This is a genomic window from Sphingomonas sp., from assembly GCF_019242355.1.
Lineage (GTDB): Bacteria > Pseudomonadota > Alphaproteobacteria > Sphingomonadales > Sphingomonadaceae > Sphingomicrobium.
In genome coordinates, this window is sequence record NZ_JAFAVR010000113.1 from 1 (window position 1) to 18,658 (window position 18,658).

Annotated in this window: 16 protein-coding genes and 1 pseudogene; 4 read left to right on the plus strand and 13 right to left on the minus strand. The window is 66.5% G+C overall.

Annotation, left to right across the window (positions count from 1 at the left end):
- The 4 genes from JOZ79_RS05210 to JOZ79_RS05225 form a co-directional block, all read right to left on the minus strand.
- Nucleotides 1–1,236, minus strand: a 1,236-nt coding sequence (locus tag JOZ79_RS05210; protein WP_294071551.1) for a dihydropteroate synthase, incomplete at its 3' end; no start/stop codon positions are given.
- A gap of 1 nt (nucleotide 1,237) precedes the next feature.
- Nucleotides 1,238–2,287, minus strand: a complete 1,050-nt coding sequence (locus JOZ79_RS05215) for a homocysteine S-methyltransferase family protein (protein WP_294071554.1) — start codon at nucleotides 2,285–2,287, stop codon at nucleotides 1,238–1,240.
- On the minus strand, nucleotides 2,284–3,192 hold the full coding sequence (gene metF, locus JOZ79_RS05220; RefSeq protein ID WP_294071557.1) for a methylenetetrahydrofolate reductase [NAD(P)H]: 909 nt from the start codon (nucleotides 3,190–3,192) through the stop codon (nucleotides 2,284–2,286). Before metF ends, JOZ79_RS05215 begins: the two co-directional genes overlap by 4 nt.
- A complete protein-coding gene (locus tag JOZ79_RS05225; protein ID WP_294071560.1) occupies nucleotides 3,189–4,148 on the minus strand; it encodes a metalloregulator ArsR/SmtB family transcription factor in 960 nt (319 codons plus the stop codon). Before JOZ79_RS05225 ends, metF begins: the two co-directional genes overlap by 4 nt.
- 184 nt (nucleotides 4,149–4,332) lie before the next feature.
- Between JOZ79_RS05225 and JOZ79_RS05230 the strand changes: the two genes are divergently transcribed.
- Together JOZ79_RS05230 and JOZ79_RS05235 are read left to right on the plus strand one after the other, a co-directional pair.
- The gene (locus tag JOZ79_RS05230; protein ID WP_294071563.1) at nucleotides 4,333–4,590 is read left to right on the plus strand and encodes a hypothetical protein; all 258 of its coding nucleotides are present in this window, start codon (nucleotides 4,333–4,335) and stop codon (nucleotides 4,588–4,590) included.
- Between the two features lie 85 nt (nucleotides 4,591–4,675).
- Nucleotides 4,676–4,867 carry a hypothetical protein gene (locus JOZ79_RS05235; protein WP_294071566.1) on the plus strand — a complete coding sequence of 64 codons (192 nt, stop codon included), beginning with the start codon at nucleotides 4,676–4,678 and terminating at the stop codon, nucleotides 4,865–4,867.
- 10 nt (nucleotides 4,868–4,877) lie between these two features.
- Here the strand turns inward: JOZ79_RS05235 and groL are convergent, their stop codons facing one another.
- From groL to JOZ79_RS05250, 3 genes are all read right to left on the minus strand, one after another.
- Nucleotides 4,878–6,515, minus strand: a complete 1,638-nt coding sequence (groL, locus tag JOZ79_RS05240; protein ID WP_294071569.1) for a chaperonin GroEL — start codon at nucleotides 6,513–6,515, stop codon at nucleotides 4,878–4,880.
- Nucleotides 6,516–6,577: 62 nt separating this feature from the next.
- Nucleotides 6,578–6,865 (minus strand): co-chaperone GroES, encoded by a 288-nt coding sequence (gene groES, locus JOZ79_RS05245; protein WP_294071571.1) that lies wholly within the window; start codon nucleotides 6,863–6,865, stop codon nucleotides 6,578–6,580.
- Nucleotides 6,866–6,992: 127 nt separating this feature from the next.
- On the minus strand, nucleotides 6,993–8,390 hold the full coding sequence (locus tag JOZ79_RS05250; protein WP_294071605.1) for an MATE family efflux transporter: 1,398 nt from the start codon (nucleotides 8,388–8,390) through the stop codon (nucleotides 6,993–6,995).
- A 112-nt stretch (nucleotides 8,391–8,502) separates the two neighbouring features.
- On the opposite strand from JOZ79_RS05250, the gene sppA reads away from it, so the two are divergent.
- Both sppA and JOZ79_RS05260 read left to right on the plus strand, forming a co-directional pair.
- Nucleotides 8,503–10,362, plus strand: a complete 1,860-nt coding sequence (sppA, locus tag JOZ79_RS05255) for a signal peptide peptidase SppA (RefSeq protein ID WP_294071607.1) — start codon at nucleotides 8,503–8,505, stop codon at nucleotides 10,360–10,362.
- The gene (locus JOZ79_RS05260; RefSeq protein WP_294071610.1) at nucleotides 10,350–10,895 is read left to right on the plus strand and encodes a GNAT family N-acetyltransferase; all 546 of its coding nucleotides are present in this window, start codon (nucleotides 10,350–10,352) and stop codon (nucleotides 10,893–10,895) included. The genes sppA and JOZ79_RS05260 overlap by 13 nt, the downstream gene beginning before the upstream one ends.
- Here the strand turns inward: JOZ79_RS05260 and JOZ79_RS05265 are convergent.
- The 6 genes and pseudogenes from JOZ79_RS05265 to JOZ79_RS05290 form a co-directional block, all read right to left on the minus strand.
- Nucleotides 10,875–11,318, minus strand: a complete 444-nt coding sequence (locus JOZ79_RS05265) for a hypothetical protein (protein ID WP_294071613.1) — start codon at nucleotides 11,316–11,318, stop codon at nucleotides 10,875–10,877. The two genes, JOZ79_RS05260 and JOZ79_RS05265, sit on opposite strands and share 21 nt — an antisense overlap.
- Before the next feature lie 121 nt (nucleotides 11,319–11,439).
- Entirely contained in the window at nucleotides 11,440–12,036 is a 597-nt protein-coding gene (locus tag JOZ79_RS05270; RefSeq protein ID WP_294071616.1) for a TetR/AcrR family transcriptional regulator, read from the minus strand.
- Nucleotides 12,037–12,154: 118 nt separating this feature from the next.
- Nucleotides 12,155–13,549, minus strand: coding sequence for a dihydrolipoyl dehydrogenase (gene lpdA, locus JOZ79_RS05275; protein WP_294071619.1), 1,395 nt, complete (start codon nucleotides 13,547–13,549; stop codon nucleotides 12,155–12,157).
- Between the two features lie 66 nt (nucleotides 13,550–13,615).
- Nucleotides 13,616–14,695 (minus strand): flavodoxin family protein, encoded by a 1,080-nt coding sequence (locus JOZ79_RS05280; RefSeq protein WP_294071622.1) that lies wholly within the window; start codon nucleotides 14,693–14,695, stop codon nucleotides 13,616–13,618.
- A 42-nt stretch (nucleotides 14,696–14,737) separates the two neighbouring features.
- Nucleotides 14,738–16,069: a 2-oxoglutarate dehydrogenase complex dihydrolipoyllysine-residue succinyltransferase gene (odhB, locus tag JOZ79_RS05285; protein ID WP_294071625.1), complete on the minus strand. Its 1,332-nt coding sequence runs from the start codon at nucleotides 16,067–16,069 to the stop codon at nucleotides 14,738–14,740.
- Between the two features lie 9 nt (nucleotides 16,070–16,078).
- Nucleotides 16,079–18,658 (minus strand): annotated as a pseudogene (locus JOZ79_RS05290) (2-oxoglutarate dehydrogenase E1 component); the annotation flags it as partial.

The following is an 18,658-nucleotide window of genomic DNA, read 5'->3' on the forward strand; positions in this document are numbered from 1 at the left end:
CAGCAGGATTTTCCCGCGGTTGGTCTGTTCCTGCTGGCCGGCGGCCGCCTTCTCTGCTTCCATGAACGGCAGCAAATAGCCGACGGCCTTCTTCATGACGCGGGCCGATTTCACGACCTGGGGCAAGAACATCTTGCCCGATCCGAACAGGTCGCCGACGACGTTCATGCCGTCCATCAGCGGACCTTCGATCACCTCGATCGGACGCGCGAAGGCAAGGCGCGCTTCCTCGGTATCGTCTACGATGTCGGCATCGATGCCCTTGACGAGCGCGTAGGAGAGCCGTTCGGCGACGGGGAGCGAGCGCCATTCGGCGGCAGCTTTTTCCGCGGCCGGGTCACTGCCCTTGAAGCGCTCGGCGATTGCGATCAGCCGCTCGGTCGCATCGTCACGCCGGTCGAGGATCACGTCCTCGCAGGCGTCGCGTAGCTCCGCGTCGATCGCGTCATACACGTCGAGCTGGCCGGCATTGACGATCCCCATGTCCATGCCGGCGGGGATCGCATGGTAGAGGAAGACGCTGTGCATCGCCCGGCGCACCGGCTCGTTGCCGCGGAACGAGAAGCTGAGGTTCGAGAGGCCGCCCGAGATGTGGACGCCGGGGCATCGGCGCCGGATCTCGGCTGCAGCCTCGATGAAGTCGAGCGCGTAGCGGCGGTGCTCGTCGATGCCGGTGGCAACCGCGAAGATGTTGGGGTCGAAGATGATGTCGTGCGCGTCGGTGCCGTCGACGGTGAGCAACCTGTAGGCCCGCTCGCAGATGGCGACCTTGCGTTCGGCCGTGTCCGCCTGCCCGACCTCGTCGAACGCCATGACGACGACCGCGGCGCCGTAAGCCCGGCACTTGCGGGCGAGCTCGAGAAAGGGCCCCTCGCCTTCCTTCATGCTGATCGAGTTGACGATCGGCTTGCCCGAAACGCACTTCAGGCCAGCCTCGATCACGCTCCACTTGGAGCTGTCGATCATCACCGGCACGCGGGCGATGTCGGGTTCGGCGGCGATGCGCTTGAGAAACGTCGTCATTGCCTGCTCGGAGTCGAGGAGAGCCTCGTCCATGTTGACGTCGACGATCTGGGCGCCGTATTCGACCTGATCGCGCGCGACCTCGACAGCGGCCTCATAATCGCCGGCCATGATCAGCTTCTTGAAGCGCGCCGATCCAGTGACGTTGGTGCGTTCGCCGACATTGACGAAGCGCGCGCCGGCGGCGGCCTTTTCCACGTTCGTGACTTCCATTTCAGGCTGCGATCACCATCGGTTCGAGCCCCGCGAGCAGGGTATGGTTCCGAGCCGCCGGAATCGAGCGCGGCGCCCGGCCTCGCGCAGCTTCCGCAATCGCCGCGATATGCTTGGGAGTCGTACCGCAGCAGCCGCCAACGACATTTACCAGGCCGCTGTCGATCCACTCGCCGATTTGCGCGGCGGTATGAGCCGCCGCCTCGTCATATTCACCCAGTTCGTTGGGGAGGCCGGCGTTCGGATAAGCCATGATCAGCGTGTCGGCGATCGAGGCGAGCGAGGCCAGGTGCGGCCGAAGCTGCGCCGCGCCGAACGAGCAGTTCAGCCCCACCGTCAGCGGCCTCGCATGGCGAACGCTGGCCCAGAACGCCTCGACGGTATGTCCCGACAGGTTGCGACCGCTGAGGTCGGTCAGGGTCATCGAGATCATCAGCGGCAGCTCGCGGCCAAGCTCCTGCTCCGCCTCGAGGGTAGCAACGATCCCGGCCTTGGCGTTCAGCGTGTCGAAGATCGTCTCGATCAGGATGAAGTCCGATCCACCCTCGACCAGCGCGTCGACCTGCTCGCGATAGACGGCTTTGAGGGTGTCGAAGTCGATCGCTCGATACGCGGGGTCGTTGACGTCCGGCGACAGCGACAGCGTCTTGTTGGTCGGGCCGATCGAGCCGGCGACGAACCGCGGACGTCCATCCTCGGCCCTGCGACGGTCGGCAACCTCGCGGGCGATGCTTGCAGCCGCAACATTCATGTCGCGGACTAGGTGCTCGGCGCCGTAATCGGCCTGGCTGACGCGGTTGGCGTTGAACGTATTGGTGCTGAGGATGTCGGCGCCGGCCGCGGCGTACGAATCGGTGATCTCGGACACCAGTTCCCGTCGTGTCAGGCACAGGATGTCGTTGTTTCCGCGCTGGTCGCGAGCAAGATCGAGCTGGCCGCGATAGTCGGCTTCCTGAAGACGGCGGGTCTGGAACTCCGTGCCGAGCGCACCATCGGCGATGAGGATTCGCTTTTCCGCTTCGGCGCGGAAGACGTGGGAGGCTGTCGTCATGATCGTCCCTGGGCCCGGACGCCCAGCAGGTGGCAGATCGCGTAAGCGAGCTCAGCCCGGTTGAGCGTGTAGAAGTGAAAGTTGCGGACGCCGCCGGCATAGAGCTGCCCGCAAAGCTCGGCGGCGACGGTGGCGGCGATGAGCTGGCGCGCGGCCGGAAGGTCGTCGAGGCCTTCGAACAGGTTGTTCAGCCACTCCGGAATAGCCGCCCCACACGCCTCCGCGAAGCGGCGGGTCTGGGCGACGTTGGAGACCGGAAGAATTCCCGGCACGATCTCGACGCCAATTCCGGCCGCGGCAGCTTCGTCGCGGAAGCGTAGGAAGCAATCCGGAGAAAAGAAGAATTGGGTGATCGCACGGTCCGCGCCCGCGTCGACCTTGCGCTTGAGATTGTCGAGGTCGGCGACCTTGTCGGATGAGTCCGGATGGCATTCCGGATAGGCCGCGACCGAGATGTCGAACGGCGCGACCCGCTTCAGGCCCTCGACCAGCTCGGCGGCGTTGGCGTAGCCGTCCGGGTGCGGCGAGAACGCTGTCCCGGCCTCGGGCGGGTCACCGCGCAAGGCGACGATGTGACGGACGCCGAGGTCCCAATAGCTGCGCGCGACATCGTCGACCTCGCCTCGGCTCGCGCCGACGCAGGTCAAATGAGCGGCGGGCGTGAGCGACGTTTCGTCGACGATTCGCTGGACAGTGTGATGCGTACGCTCGCGGGTCGATCCGCCGGCGCCGTAGGTCACCGAGACGAAGCGTGGATGAAGCGGTGCGAGAGTCTGGATCGACTCCCAGAGCGTCTCGGCCATCCGCTCGTTCTTGGGCGGGAAGAACTCGAAGCTGACCGCGATATCGCCATGGGCTTCGGCGAAGAGGGGACGATGGCTGGCGAGCTTGTCGAGCGCGTTCATGCCGCCCTCCGCTGCGGAAGCTCGCTCTTGGCTCCTCGCCATAGGGTGACCGTCAGCTCGCCGCCTTTCAGATGCTCGACCCTATCGATGGCGAGGCCGGCTGCGGCGAACCAGCCGGCCATGGCTTCGTCCTCGAAGCCGAGCCGGATATGCGCGTCGCTCGAGCGCAGTTCTTCCCGCTCGTGAGCGGCGAAGTCGACGACGAGCAGGACCCCGCCCGGCGCAAGGACCCGCGCCGCCTCGGAAATCGCGGCGGCTGGCGAGTGCGCATAATGAAGGACCTGGTGGACGATGATGCTGTCGGCGCTGCCGTCGGCCAGCGGAAGCGCGTACATGTCGCCCTGGCGCAGGCTCGATGCGATGCCCGCGGCCTCCAGCTTCACTCGGGCAAGCCGGAGCATCTCGGAAGACCGGTCGATGCCGGTTGCGTGCGTGGAGCGTCGGGCGAACAGCTCGATCATCCGGCCGGTCCCGGTGCCGATGTCGACGAGACGGCCGAGGTTGCGGCGGCCGAGCGCTCGCTCGATTGCCCGCTCGACATCGCTCTCGGCGACATGAAGCGAGCGAATTTGGTCCCAGACCTCGGCATGAGCGGCGAAATAGCGGTTTGCGGCCTCGGCCCGCTCGGCGCGGATCGCCTGGGTGCGGGCGGCGTCTGCCTCGAACATCCTGACAGTCGCATCGTCAGCCCAGGCATCGACGAGCGCGAACAGCGGCTCGGTCCGTTCCGGCGCCGCGAGGGCAACGAACACCCAGCTGCCTTCCTTGCGACGCCCGAGAGCCCCAGCGTCGCCGAGGATCTTGAGGTGCCGAGACACGCGCGGCTGGCTCTGACCCAGGACCTGGGCAAGCTCCCCGACCGACAGTTCCATGATGCGCAGAAGCGCGAGGATGCGCAGCCGCGTCGGGTCGGCAAGGGCCTGGAAACGGTCGGAAAGCGGAGGAGCGTCGGTCACTTCGAATAAGGATATAAAGATATCTTTATATCGTCAATTGTGCGTGCAGGGAAACCCTTGCTCCAGAATAGGGATTGACCCACCCCTTCCCGTCTGCAATCCGCACAATTGGCCTGCCGAACGCGGGGGGCCGAGGCTGGCGCCTGTTCATTGAGCCGGCGCCAATGAAGGGAATGGAACGATCATGAAGAAGATTGCTGTGACCGTTGCGGTCCTCGCGCTCGGCCTGGCCGCGTGCAACAAGAATGACGCCGACAACAACGCCGCCGTCGACACGAACGTCGAGAACGCCGCGGCCGTCGACACCAACGCCGCCGTCGCCAACGACGCCACCGCGAACGCCGACGAGGCGCTCAACGCGGCGAGCAACGACGTCAATGCCGCGAGCGAGAACATCGCGAACGCGCAGGACGCCGTCAACGCGACCAACAACGCCCAGTAAGCTTCCGGCTTACCAAGGGTTGAAGGAAGGGCCGTCCCTCGGGGCGGCCCTTTTTTGTGCGCCGCAGCGGTGGTACTGCGGGACGGTGAAGCTCCGTCTGCTCCTCCTCGCCGTGGCACTCGCCGGGTGCCGCGACCGGCAGCAACAACCCACGCCGCCGACCGCGGAGGAGTCCAGCCAGCTCAACGAGATGGACGATGCCCTGAATGGGTTGGCCGCGAATAAAGAAGAAGAGCCGGCGGATCGCTCCACCGGCCCTTCCAACACTTCAGACTGAGCGGACGGACTTAGAAGTCCATCCCGCCCATTCCGCCGCCGCCGGCCATCGCCGGAGCCGGCTTGTCTTCCGGAAGCTCGGCGATCGTCGCTTCGGTGGTGATCAGCAGGCCGGCAACCGAGGCCGCGTCCTGGAGCGCCGTGCGAACGACCTTGGTGGGGTCGATCACGCCGGCCTGGACGAGGTTCTCGTAATTGTCGGTCTGGGCGTTGAAGCCGAGCGTCGCGTCGCCGCCGTCGAGCAGCTTGCCCGAGACGACCGCACCGTCGTGGCCCGCGTTCTCGGCGATCTGCCGCAGCGGCGAATAGAGCGCCTTGCGGATGATATCGATGCCGCGGGTCTGGTCGTCGTTCTCGCCCTTGAGGCCGTCGAGGGCCTTGGTGGCGTAGAGCAGCGCCGTGCCGCCGCCCGGGACGATGCCTTCCTCGACCGCCGCGCGAGTCGCGTGGAGAGCGTCATCGACGCGGTCCTTGCGCTCCTTCACCTCGACCTCGGTGGCGCCGCCGACCTTGATCACCGCAACGCCGCCGGCGAGCTTCGCCAGCCGCTCCTGCAGCTTCTCACGGTCGTAGTCGGACGTCGTGTTCTCGATCTGCTGGCGGATGGCGCCGACCCGACCCTCGATGTTCTCGCGGGTGCCGTTGCCGTCGACGATCGTGGTGTTGTCCTTGTCGATCGTGACCCGCTTGGCCTGGCCGAGCATGTTGACCGTGACGCTCTCGAGCTTGATGCCGAGATCCTCGCTGATCATCTCGCCGCCGGTGAGGATCGCAATGTCCTCGAGCATCGCCTTGCGGCGATCGCCGAAGCCCGGAGCCTTGACGGCAGCGACCTTGAGGCCGCCGCGCAGCTTGTTGACGACGAGCGTCGCCAAGGCCTCGCCCTCGATGTCCTCGGCGATGATCAGGAGCGGACGGCCCGACTGGACGACCGCTTCCAGGATCGGGAGCATCGCCTGCAGGTTCGACAGCTTCTTCTCGTGGATGAGGATGTAGGGGTCGGTAAGCTCGACCTGCATCTTCTCCGGATTGGTGATGAAGTAAGGCGAGAGGTAACCGCGGTCGAACTGCATGCCTTCGACGACGTCGAGCTCGAACTCGAGTCCCTTGGCTTCCTCGACGGTGATGACGCCTTCCTTGCCGACCTTCTCCATCGCTTCCGCGATCTTCTCGCCGACTTCGCGGTCGCCGTTTGCCGAGATGATGCCGACCTGGGCGATCTCCTGGTTGCCCTGGACGTCCTTCGAGCGGCCCTTGAGATCAGCGACGACCTTCTGGACGGCGACGTCGATGCCGCGCTTGAGGTCCATCGGATTCATGCCGGCCGCGACCGACTTCATACCTTCGCGAACGATCGCCTGGGCGAGGACGGTCGCAGTGGTGGTGCCGTCGCCGGCGAGATCGTTGGTCTTCGAGGCCACTTCGCGCACCATCTGGGCGCCCATGTTCTCGAACTTGTCCTTGAGCTCGATCTCCTTGGCGACGGTGACGCCGTCCTTGGTGATGCGCGGAGCGCCGTAGCTCTTGTCGATCACGACGTTGCGGCCCTTGGGGCCCAAAGTCACCTTCACCGCATCGGCGAGGATGTCGACGCCGCGAAGGATGCGCTCACGCGCGTCGCGGCTGAATTTCACGTCCTTGGCTGCCATCTGGCTACCCTTTCTAAATGTCGAAAAGTCTCAAAAGTCGCACTAATCACGTGCGCGCGAGGTCAGCCGACGATCCCGAGGATGTCGCTTTCCTTCATGATGATGAGGTCTTCACCGTCGATCTTGACCTCGGTGCCCGACCATTTGCCGAACAGGATCTTGTCGCCGGCCTTGACCTCGAGCGGGTGAACGTCGCCCTGCTCGTTGCGGGCGCCGGTGCCGACGGAGACGACTTCGCCTTCCTGCGGCTTTTCCTTCGCCGTATCCGGGATGATGATCCCGCCGGCGGTCTTTTCATCGGCCTCGACGCGGCGGACGAGGACACGATCATGAAGCGGCCTGAAACCCATAGGGAGAACCCCTCTTCCTTCAGTTGGTTGTACCTGCGACTGGCACTCTGACGATGAGAGTGCCAGCGATGGGCGGCATATGGTTGCCGCTATCCAACACGTCAACGGGTTCGTCGCAGCGATTTTTTCAGCGCTCTGCGATCAGTCCCAGCTGTTCGCGCATCAGCCACCGGGCGAGCATCAGCGCGGCGACGGCAGCGAGGCCGCTGGCGAGCCCCGTCCAGATGCCGACTCCCCGCCAGTCGCGCCCGAACGCGAGCCAGGCGCCCACCCCCAGGCCGACGACCCAATAGCCGACGAGCGCGAAGATGAGCGGCCAGCGCGTGTCATGGAGACCGCGCAGCATCCCTGCGCCGATCACCTGCGCGCCGTCGACGAGCTGGAAGGCCGCCGCGATCTTCAGGAAGCTAACCGCAAGGGCGATCGTCAGCGCGTTCGCCGGCACGTCGGCCAGGAACAGGGTCACGAGGCGATGCGGCGCAGTCCACATGACGAGTGCCATCAGTCCCATGAAGAGCACGCCGAGAACCCAGGCCGTCCACCCAGCCCGGCTGACTCCTTCGCGGTCGCCGCGTCCCAGGGCGAGGCCGACGCGCACCGTCGCCGCCTGGCCCAGTCCGAGCGGAACCATGAAGGTCAGCGCCGCAAGCTGAAGCGCAACGGCGTGGGCGGCGACCGCTGGAGACCCCATCCAGCCCATGAAGAGCGCAGCCAGAGCGAACACGCCGATCTCCAGCCCCATGGTCAGCCCGATCGGCCACCCGAGCGTCAGCAGCGCGGCCATCCGCTGCCGGTCGAACCGCCACCAGTGGCCGAAGAGATGGAATCGCCGGAACTGCTGATCCGAGATCACGACGGCAATCAACGCGCCGCAGATGACGATCCAAGTGATCGAACTGCCAAGGCCGCTTCCCACCAGGCCGAGCGCGGGCAGCCCGAAATGGCCGAACATCAGCGACCAGCTGACCAGCGCGTTGAGGCCGATCCCCGCGAGGCTGAGCCAAAGCACGATCCTCGGCCGTTCGAGCGCGGCGACGAAATTCCGGAGAAGCTGGAACATCAGCCAGGGCGCGACCAGCCACATGTAGGCCCTGAGGAAGGTCTGGCCCTGCCGCGCGAGCTGCTCCGACTCTCCGAACATGCGCATGACGTCGCCGACGTGCCACATCAGCAGCCAGTAGGGCGGCACGACGATCACGATGAGCCAGAGACCGGCGCGGAAGGTGCGCCGAACGTCGCGAACGGCGTTCGACCGCCGGCCGAGTGCGGTCGCCATCATGGGCGAGGTCGCGGTGATGAGGCCGAGCAGGACAATGCTGACCGTCCAGTTGAGGTTGAGCGCGAGCGTCGCCGCCGCGAGCTGAGACGCGCCCAGCCGGCCCATCAGCAGCACATCCGTGAGCTGGATGACCTGCAGCGTTACGTTGGCGAGGATCAGCGGCCACGCGAGGCGCAGGGTCGCGCGAAGTTCCCGCCTCGACACCAGTCCCTCGCGCCCGATCGCCATGTCCGCCGCAGAATCCACGGTTGCGGCGCCTAGACGCTGGACCGCTCGCCGAAAAGCCGGTCGAAAAGGTTTGGCTCCGCGGGTGCACCTCCGCTAGCCAGTGCGCCGCAACTGGAAAGCCGCAAAGCCCATGAAGTTCGTCCGCGCCATCTGGAAGCTCCTGGTCGGGATCAAGGACATGCTGGTCCTGATCTTCATGCTGCTGTTCTTCGGGGGGCTGTATGCAGCGCTGTCCGCACGGCCGGCGCCGGTGCACGACGGCGTGCTCGCGCTCAATCTCGACGGGCCGATCGTCGAGCAGCCGGCGAAGGCGAGCTTTTCCGAGCTGGCGGGCGGCAACCGGGTGCGGGAACATCGCCTTCGCGATCTGGTGGGAGCGCTCGACGCGGCCCGGACGGACGGAAGGGTCAAGGCGGTGGCGCTGGACCTCGACGGGTTCACCGGCGGCGGCCACAGCGCGATGGCCGACCTCACCGATGCAATCATGCGGGTGCGCGCGGCCGGCAAGCCGGTGGTCGCTTATGGAGTCGGGTTCACCGACGACAGCTACGAGCTCGCCTCCGCCGCGTCGGAGATCTGGCTTCATCCACTGGGCGCAGTAGCGATCGCCGGCCCCGGCGGGACCAATCTTTACTACAAGGGGCTGCTCGACAAGCTCGGCGTGACGGCCAACGTCTATCGCGTCGGCACCTACAAGTCGGCGGTCGAGCCGTACATCCGCAACGACATGTCGCCCGCCGCCAGGGAGAACTACCAGGCGCTTGGCGAAGCCATGCTCGAAAGCTGGCTGCAAGAAGTTCATCGCGCTCGACCCAAGGCGAATGTCGCGTCGTTCCTGAAGGACATGCCAGGCGCCGTCGACGCGGCCGGCGGCGACATGGCCAAAGCGGCGCTCGATGCCGGGCTGGTCGACCATATCGGCGACCGCGCCGACTTCGAGGACCGGTTGAAGGCGCTTGGCGGCGCCGACAAGGACGCGACCGGAGGTTACCGCACGATCAAGCTCGCCTCCTACGTTTCCGACAAGGTGCCAGTCCATCCGCACGGACCAATCGGCGTGGTCACGATCGCGGGCGAGATCGTCGACGGGACCGCCTCGGCCGGGACCGCGGGCGGCGACACGATCGCGCGCGAGATCGACGACGGCGTCGCCAACGGGATCAAGGCGCTCATCGTCCGGGTCGACAGCCCGGGCGGATCGGTGCTTGCGTCGGAGCGCATCCGCGAGGCGATCGTGCGCGCCAAGGCCCATCACATCCCGGTGGTCGTTTCGATGGGCAGCGTGGCCGCGTCGGGCGGCTATTGGGTGTCGACGCCTGGCGACTTCATCTTCGCCGAGCCCTCGACCATCACCGGATCGATCGGCGTGTTCGGGGTCCTGCCGAGCTTCCAGGGCACGCTGCAGAAGCTCGGCATCGGCGCGGATGGCATCAAGACGACGCCGCTATCGGGCGAGCCCGACCTGTTGCGCGGCCCGTCGGCGGACGCCGGGCGCCTGATCCAGACCGGCGTCGAGGCGACCTACCGGCGCTTCCTCGGAATCGTCGCCGCGGCGCGGCACAAGACGCCTGCGGACGTGGACAAGATCGCTCAGGGCCGTGTCTGGGACGGCGGCAGCGCGCGGCAGCTGGGACTCATCGACGGCTTCGGCGGGATGCCGGAGGCGACTGCCAAGGCCGCCGAGCTTGCCCACCTCGGCAGCGGCGACCGCGACCTCCGGTACCTCGAGCCGCCAGTCAGCGTGAAGGAGCAGCTGCTGGCGGCACTCGCGTCGGGCAGCGACAGCGACAGCTCGAGTCCGGACGACGCCTTTTCGATGCTCGCGGGAGAACCCCGGCGGCAGCTCATCCAGGCGATCGCGGACATCCGGATGATCCTCGCCGGACCGAGCATCCAGGCGCGCTGCCTGGAATGCGGTCCGGTCGCGCCGCCGCAAGTGACCGGGGAGGACCGCAGCCTGCTCCAGCTGATCGAGGCATGGCTGTCCTAATCCGCCTCGCGGCGCAAAGCGATGCGGAGGCGATCGCCGCGATCTACCGGCCTTACGTCGAGACCAGCCAGGTCAGCTTCGAAGAGTCGGCGCCGGACGCGGCGGAGATGGCCGGGCGCATGCACGATCCACTGTATCCCTGGCTCGTCGTCGAGGAGGACGGACGCATCATCGGCTATGCGTCGACATCGCCGTTGCGCGGGCGCTCGGCGTATCGCTGGAGCGTCGAGACGGGGCTTTACCTTAAGCCGGGCGCGCAGGGACGAGGGATCGGGCGGCAGCTTCTGAGCGCGCATCTGGAACTGCTGGAAAGGCAGGGCTTCGTCACCGCCATCGCCGGCATTTCGCTGCCCAACGCCGCGAGTGTCGCGCTTCACGAGAAGCTCGGCTTCGTGCTGAGCGGCATCGAGCGCGGAGTCGGGTTCAAACTCGGCGAATGGGTCGACGTCGGCCGCTGGCAGAGGGACCTTGCGCCACGGACGGATGCTCCGGGCGAGCCGCTGCACTTCGAGTCAGTCGGCTCGCCGGAATAGGCGCGGCGGTTCGGATCCTTCCCGGACCTGGTATCCGCCCGGCACTATTGTCCACTCCGCGCGCATCGGTTCCTCCGCACCGGATGCAGTGGCATGGATCGTGCCGGTGAAGGTCCAGGTCTTGCCGCCGACGACCGCTTCGCCGGTCCCCAGGCCGCCGAGCGAGTTCCAGTAGGTGAAAATGACATGCGAGCCCTTGGCGCTGTACAGCGACTCCCCCGCATAGACCTCGCGGCCCGCGACCGTAACCGTATGGCGATCGCGGACGTGCTGCCCCCCATAGACGCTTTCGAAGCAATGGCGGTCGGTGCCCGAATTGCCAGGCGCGGGTCCGGACCAGCAATGGCCGACCAAAGCCGACCAGGGCTGTAGCGGCGGCTCGGCGAGTGCGACGCCGGCGGCGAGAGCAACCAGGGCGATCATCGAACCGCTCCAAGCGTCCGGGAGGAGCAGATTCCACCGAGCAGGAGCAACGCGGCGCGGCACGATAGGAGGGCGGTGGGCTTGACCTGTGGCACTTGTTTCACTCCCCTTCTGGTGTGGATCAGGCCGCGCGCTCCGTCATCGTGAGCGCGTCGAAATGCGCCTTGAGCTGAGCGATCGAGCGATCGAAATGAGCGATGTCGCGAAAGGTCCGAGCCTGCATCACGGCGCCTTCCATGACATTCAGCGCAAGTTCGGCGAGAGCACTGAAATCGGTGCCAGTCGGAAAGCGGTCCCCCGCCGCGCGCAGCTGGGCCTCTACGGCGCCGGCCCACGCGCGGAAATTGCCGGCAAGGAGCGCGCGCACGGGTGGGTCCGGCTCGTGCATTTCGAGCGCCAGGCTGCCGATCGGGCAACCATAGGTGCAGTCACTCTCGACGAGCGCACGGCGGTAGCTGGCGAGCAGTGAGAAGACTCGCTCGACGGGATCGTCAACCGTTGACCACGCCGGCTCGAGCAGCATCGCGCCAATCCCGTCGCGATAGGTTTCGAGCACCGCGATCAGGACATCCTGTTTCCCGGGAAAGAAGTAATAAAGGCTGCCGCTGTTGACCTGACTTCGGCTGAGAATATCGGCGACCGAGGTCGAGCCGTAACCCTTGTGCCAGAACAGCTCCATCGCTGCCTGAATGATCCGGGTGCGCGTATCCTTGCTCACGCACGTTGCTTAGTTGAATGATCAATCAAGAGTCAAGAAGCTGCTTGTTTCAGACCGGCGGCGATCTCCGCAGCGTCGCGCTGGCGAGACCCCCAAGCGGCAGCAATTGACCCCGTCGTCAGATGTGGATCGGCTTCCCGGTCACCGCCATCGCCGCTTCCTTGATCGCCTCGCTGTGCGTCGGGTGGGCGTGGCAGGTGTAGGCGATGTCCTCGCTGGTCGCGCCGAACTCCATCGCCAGGGCTGCTTCGGCGATCATCGTCCCGGCGACGCTGGCGATGATCCAGACGCCGAGCACGCGGTCGCTCTTGGCGTCGGCGATGACCTTCACAAAGCCGTCGGGCTCGCGGTTGGTCTTGGCGCGGCTGTTGGCGAGCATCGGGAACTTGCCGACCTTGATCTCGCCATGCTCGCGGGCCTGTTCCTCGGTCAGGCCGACGCCGGCGATCTCGGGCGTGGTGTAGACGACGCTGGGAATGACATCGTGGTTCACGATGCCCGTCTGGCCGGCGATATTCTCGGCGACCGCGATGCCCTCGTCCTCGGCTTTGTGGGCGAGCATCGGGCCGGGAATGACGTCCCCGATCGCCCAGATGCCGGATACCGAAGTGCGGAAGTCGTGGTCGGTCTCGACCTGGCCGCGCTGGTTGGGGGTGATGCCGGCCTTGTCGAGGGCGAGGCCTTCGGTGTTGGGCTTGCGGCCGATGGAGACGAGGACGACGTCGGCTTCGATGGTCTCCGCAGCTCCGCCGGCGGCGGGCTCCACGGTCAGGCTAACGGTGTCGCCGTTGCGTTCGGCCCTGGTGACCTTGGTGGAGAGCCGGAACTCGAAGCCCTGCTTCTTGAAGATCTTGTTGGCTTCCTTGCGGACGTCGCCGTCGAAGCCGGGCAGGATCTGGTCGAGAAACTCGACGACGGTGACTTGCGCGCCGAGGCGCCGCCACACCGAGCCGAGCTCGAGCCCGATCACGCCGCCACCGATGACGACCATCCGCTTCGGCACCTGGCCAAGCTCCAGCGCGCCGGTGGAATCGACGATCCGCTCCTGGTCGATGGTAATGCCGGGGAGTGGCGTTACCGACGAACCGGTGGCAATGACGATGTTCTTTGCGCGCACGGTCCGGTCGCCGACCTTGACCGTGTCGGCGGTCTCGAAGCTGGCGCGGCCCTTCAGCCACTCGACCTTGTTCTTCTTGAACAGGAATTCGATGCCCTGTGTCAGGCCCTTGACCGCCTCCTTGCGGGCGCCGTGCATGACACCCAAGTCGAGCTCGATCCCCTGCGGCTTGATACCCCATTTGGCGAGCGTGCCGTCATGCGCTTCCTCGAACAGCTCGGAGGCGTGGAGGAGTGCCTTGGACGGAATGCAGCCGACATTGAGGCAGGTGCCCCCAAGCGTATCGCGGCTCTCCGCACATGCCGTCTTGAGCCCAAGCTGCGCGGCGCGGATCGCGGCAACGTAGCCGCCGGGGCCGGCGCCGATCACGAGAACGTCGAAGTCGTAGTCAGCCATGCATTCCTCGATAGCGCTGGGGGTCGCGGGCCATGTAGTCAGCGTGATGCCCGCTGACCACCCCGGCTACTTCTGGCGCGGCTGTTCCAGGCCCTCGCCGGCGTCGATCAGCTTGCCGGACCGCTGTTCCTGGACGGCGCGGAGCAGCGTGCGAGCAGCGTTCCTGACCTCCTCCTGCACGCACTGGTCAGCATCGAGCTCTTCGTGGCTGGTGGCGTAGGGCTTCCAGTAGCCGATATAGCGATCGAGCTCGGCGCTCGGGCCAGCCGGCTTCAAATGCATGAAGCGCAGCCAGTCGGCGAGCGCGCGGCGGACGTTCTCCGCACCCTCGACGTCGCCATGGACGACGACGGAGAATGCGCGGCCCTCGAGGTGGCGCGGATAGGGCCAGCCGTCGAGCTCGAGCCGCTTGGCCTCCTTCGCTTCCTTGCCATGAGTGCTCGACGGGTCGGGATTGCCGCCGTCCGCGCAAACCAGCCTGTCCATCATCAGCTTCAAGGGCGAGGTCGGGGAGTACCAGTTGACCGGGGTGATCAGCATAATGCCGTGCGCTCGCACCCACAAAGGATAGATGTCGTTCATCCAGTCCTGGGTCTGGCCGAGCGAGTAGTTCGGATAGCAGCTGCACGGCCAGTGGCAGAGGGCGGCGGCGGTCGAGAAGCAGGCTTTGCAGGGGTGGATCTTGCGGCCGTACTCGCTGGCGAGGCGAGCCAGGTCGAGCGTTCGGACGAGCGTGCCGTCAACGCCGCAGATTTCTTCCGCGAGCTTCAGCAGGCGCCAGCTCTTGGACATTTCGCCGGGGCAGGTGTGCTCGCTCCGGCTCGAGCAGTTGACGATCAGGATACACGGGGGCTGGTTGGGGTCGTCATGCTCGCGCTGCGCCTGCTCGACGGCGTCCTTGGCGGCGAGCCAGTCGACGGCGATATCGTAATCGGGGTCGGCATAGCCCGGCCCGGCCTTGCGCGTGATCGGCGACTTGCGGTGGTTGGAGTAACCGTCCCACGCCGCGCCGGCGATCCGGTCAAGCTCACCGCGGAGCGGGTCGAAGGCCGGATCCTGATATTGCGACAGGAAGCGCCTGCGGAACTCGGCCTCATCGAGCTGAGGCGACGGCATGCCCTTCCGGGGCTCGGGTGCGACGGTCATGTGGCCTCAACGCGACGCCCGCCGAAGTTCTCCCGGAACGCCCTAAAGGTCGATCAGGAGCCGCGTCGGGTCCTCGATCGCTTCCTTGACGCGCACGAGATAGGTGACCGCCTCGCGGCCGTCGACGATGCGGTGGTCGTAGCTGAGCGCCAAATACATCATCGGCCGAGCGACGATCTGGCCGTCGCGGACCACCGGGCGCTCCTCGATCCGGTGCATGCCGAGCACGCCCGATTGGCCGGCGTTAAGGATCGGCGTCGAGAGGAGCGAGCCGAACACGCCGCCGTTCGAGATGGTAAAGGTGCCGCCGGCCATGTCGTCCATGGTCAGCGTGCCGTCCTTGGCGCGCTTGCCGAAGTCGGCGATGGTCTTCTCGATGTCCGCGAAGCTCATCGACTGGGCGTTCCGGATGACGGGGACGACGAGGCCCTTGGGCGCCGACACCGCGACCGACACGTCGAGATAGTCGCGATAGACCGCCTCGTCGCCGTCGATGATGGCGTTGACGCTCGGCACGTCGCGGGCGGCGAGCGCGCAGGCCTTCACGAAGAAGCCCATGAAGCCGAGGCGGATGCCGTGCTTCTTCTCGAACAGGTCCTTGTAGCGCGCGCGGGCGTCGATCACTGCCGTCATGTCGACGTCGTTGAAGGTCGTCAGGATCGCGGCGGTGTTCTGCGATTCCTTGAGGCGGGTCGCAATCGTCTGGCGCAGGCGCGAGAGGCGGACGCGCTCTTCCCTTCTTTCGTCATTCCCGCGAAGGCGGGAACCCAGTTTTTGTTCGTTTGGCTGGGCCCCCGCCTTCGCGGGGGTGACGAGATTTTGGGGTGCAGGTTGGGCGGGTGCCGGGGTGGCCTTCTGCGCTTCGGCGGCGGCGACGACATCGTCCTTGGTCAGGCGCCCGTCCTTTCCGGTGCCGCGGATCTTGGTCGGATCGACGTGATGTTCGAGCACCGCGCGGCGCACGGCCGGCGACATGGTCGCGATGCCGGCGTCGAGCGGCGGGCCGTCGGGATTGGCGACCTCGCGCTCGCTGTCCTCGCGCAAGGCCGGGTTCTCGCCTGCGCCCGCAGGGTTGGTGGTCGAAGCGGCCGCCGCCTGGGCCGGTGTCGAGGTCGGCACCGCCGCTCCCGCGCTGGCGTTCTGGTCGATCCGGGCAATGACCGCGCCGACCGCGACCGTGTCGCCCTCCTGCACGACCTGCTCGGTGAGGACACCGGCGACGGGCGCCGGAACCTCGACGCTGACCTTGTCGGTCTCCAGGCTGGCGATCGGCTCGTCGGCCGCAACGGCTTCGCCCGGCTTCTTCAGCCACTGCGCGAGCGTGCCTTCGGTGATCGATTCTCCCAGCGTCGGGACCTGAACGTCAGTCGCCATGATGATCCTTCACTGTGCCGCGACGGCGGATGGGTCGACGCGGCTGCTATGGCCGAGAGCCGCCGCAATCAAGGCCGCCTGCTCCGCGGCGTGGCGCTTCGCAAGGCCGGTGGCGGGCGATGCCCCGGCGTCACGGCCAGCATATTGCGGGCGGAGATTGGCAAGCCCGGCCTCGGCGAGCGCGGCTTCGAGCAACGGCTGGACGAAGGTCCACGCGCCGTTGTTCTTCGGCTCCTCCTGGGCCCAGATGACCTGCTCCAACTTCGGCATGGCACGCAGGCGCTTGACCAGAGGCTCGGACGGGAACGGGTAGAGTTGCTCGATACGGAGCACCTCGACGCCCTGGTCGCCGGCCTGGTCGCGGGCCTCCATCAGCTCGTAGCTGACCTTGCCCGAGCAGAGGACGAGCCGCCGCGTCGAGCCTTCGGCGGGCCGATTGAGGTCCGACAGGATTCGCCGGAAGTGGCTGTCGCCGGTGAAGTCCGCAGCGCTCGACACTGCCAGCTTGTGCCGGAGCAGCGACTTGGGAGTCATCAGGATCAGCGGCTTGCGGAAGTCGCGGCGCATCTGGCGGCGGAGGATGTGGAAGTAATTGGCCGGGGTGGTGCAGTTGGCGACCTGCAGATTGTCGTCGGCGCACAGCTGCAGGTAGCGTTCCAGGCGCGCCGAGCTGTGCTCCGGCCCCTGCCCTTCGAAGCCGTGCGGGAGAAGCATGACGAGGCCGCTGGCGCGCAGCCACTTGGCCTCGCCCGAGGCGATGAACTGGTCGACGATGGTCTGCGCGCCGTTGGCGAAATCGCCGAACTGCGCCTCCCACAGCACAAGCGTGCGCGGGTCGGAGATCGAATAGCCATATTCGAAACCGAGCACTCCGAATTCCGACAGCGGGCTGTCGCGGACCTCGAAGCGGCCGGGATCGACGTGGCAAAGCGGGATATATTTCTCGCCGGTCTGCTGATCGACCCAGACAGCGTGGCGCTGGCTGAACGTGCCGCGGCCGCTGTCCTGGCCGGAGAGACGGATGCAGCTGCCGTCGGTGAGCAGACTTCCGAAGGCCAGCGCTTCGCCGGTCGCCCAGTCGAAGCCCGAGCCGCTCGCGAACATCTCGCGCTTTGAGTCGAGAATGCGCTGCAGCGTCCGATGGGCGGCGAAACCCTCGGGCAGCGTCGTCAGGACCTCGCCCAGCTTGCGGAGCTCGCCTTCCTCGACCGCAGTCGCGGTGTTGCGGCGGCCGAGCACCGGCTCGTCCGGGCGGCCAAGCCCAGCCCAGCGGCCCTCGAACCAGTCCGCCTTGTTGGGGAGGTAGGACACCGCCGCCTCGAATTCCGTCTCAAGATGGCCGACATAATCGCGCGTGTGGCCGTCGATCCACGCCTGGTCGACGACGCCCTCTTCGAGCAGTCGCTTGGCGTAGATCGCGCTGATCGGCGGATGCTGCTTGATCGCGGCGTACATCAGGGGCTGGGTGAAGCTCGGCTCGTCGCCCTCGTTGTGGCCGAAGCGCCGGTAGCACCACATGTCGATGACGATGTCGCGGCCGAACTTCTGCCGGAACTCGATCGCCAGCTTGCAGCAGAAGGTTACCGCTTCGGGATCGTCGCCGTTCACGTGCAGGATCGGCGCCTGGATGCCCTTGGCGACGTCGGACGGGTAAGGCGACGAGCGCGCGAACTGCGGGCTGGTGGTAAAGCCGACCTGGTTGTTGATGATGAAGTGGATCGTGCCGCCGGTGCCGTAGCCGGGAAGGCCGGAAAAGCTCAGGCACTCCCAGACCACTCCCTGGCCGGCGAAAGCAGCGTCCCCGTGGAGCAGGATCGGAAGGACGCTGCGGCCCTGCCTATCGCCGTTGAAGGTCTGCACCGCTCGCGCCTTGCCGAGGACGACCGGGTCGACCGCTTCGAGGTGCGAGGGATTCGGCAGCAACGAAAGATGGACCTTGTTGCCGTCGAACTCGCGGTCCGACGAGGTGCCGAGGTGATATTTGACATCGCCCGAGCCGCCGACGTCGGCGGGGTTGGTCGCTCCGCCGGCAAATTCGTGGAAGATTGCCTGCGCCGGCTTGCCCATGACGTTGGACAGGATGTTGAGCCGGCCGCGGTGGGCCATGCCGACATCGATCTCCTCGACCCCGAACTGACCGCCGTACTTGATCACCGCTTCCAGCGCCGGGACCGCGCTTTCGCCGCCGTCGAGGCCGAATCGCTTGGTGCCGACATATTTGCGGGCGAGGAACTTCTCCCACTGCTCGGCATCGATGACCTTGGCGAGGATCGCCTACTTGCCTTCGGGCGTGAAGTGGATCTCGGCGTCCTTGCCCTCCATCCGCTCCTGCAGGAAGCGGCGCTCCTCCACCTCGTTGATGTGCATGTACTCAAGGCCGACGTGGCCGCAGTAGTTGCGCTGCAGGACCTTGACGATCTCTCGAACGGTCGCCTGCTCGAAGCCGAGCGCGCCGCAGAGCCAGATCGGCCGGTCAAGGTCGTTATCGCTGAAGCCGTGGAACTCGGCGGTGAGGTCGGCGGGAACTTCGCGTCGCGTCAGCCGAAGCGGGTCGAGGTCGGCGGCGAGATGGCCCCGCACCCGATAGGT

Coding starts and splice junctions, on each gene's coding strand:
- metF (WP_294071557.1), bottom strand. CDS start 3,192: ATGAACGCGCTCGACAAGCTCGCCAGCCATCGTCCCCTCTTCGCCGAA.
- JOZ79_RS05280 (WP_294071622.1), bottom strand. CDS start 14,695: ATGACCGTCGCACCCGAGCCCCGGAAGGGCATGCCGTCGCCTCAGCTC.
- JOZ79_RS05230 (WP_294071563.1), top strand. CDS start 4,333: ATGAAGAAGATTGCTGTGACCGTTGCGGTCCTCGCGCTCGGCCTGGCC.
- groL (WP_294071569.1), bottom strand. CDS start 6,515: ATGGCAGCCAAGGACGTGAAATTCAGCCGCGACGCGCGTGAGCGCATC.
- sppA (WP_294071607.1), top strand. CDS start 8,503: ATGAAGTTCGTCCGCGCCATCTGGAAGCTCCTGGTCGGGATCAAGGAC.
- JOZ79_RS05215 (WP_294071554.1), bottom strand. CDS start 2,287: ATGACGACAGCCTCCCACGTCTTCCGCGCCGAAGCGGAAAAGCGAATC.
- JOZ79_RS05265 (WP_294071613.1), bottom strand. CDS start 11,318: ATGATCGCCCTGGTTGCTCTCGCCGCCGGCGTCGCACTCGCCGAGCCG.
- odhB (WP_294071625.1), bottom strand. CDS start 16,069: ATGGCGACTGACGTTCAGGTCCCGACGCTGGGAGAATCGATCACCGAA.
- lpdA (WP_294071619.1), bottom strand. CDS start 13,549: ATGGCTGACTACGACTTCGACGTTCTCGTGATCGGCGCCGGCCCCGGC.
- JOZ79_RS05260 (WP_294071610.1), top strand. CDS start 10,350: ATGGCTGTCCTAATCCGCCTCGCGGCGCAAAGCGATGCGGAGGCGATC.
- groES (WP_294071571.1), bottom strand. CDS start 6,865: ATGGGTTTCAGGCCGCTTCATGATCGTGTCCTCGTCCGCCGCGTCGAG.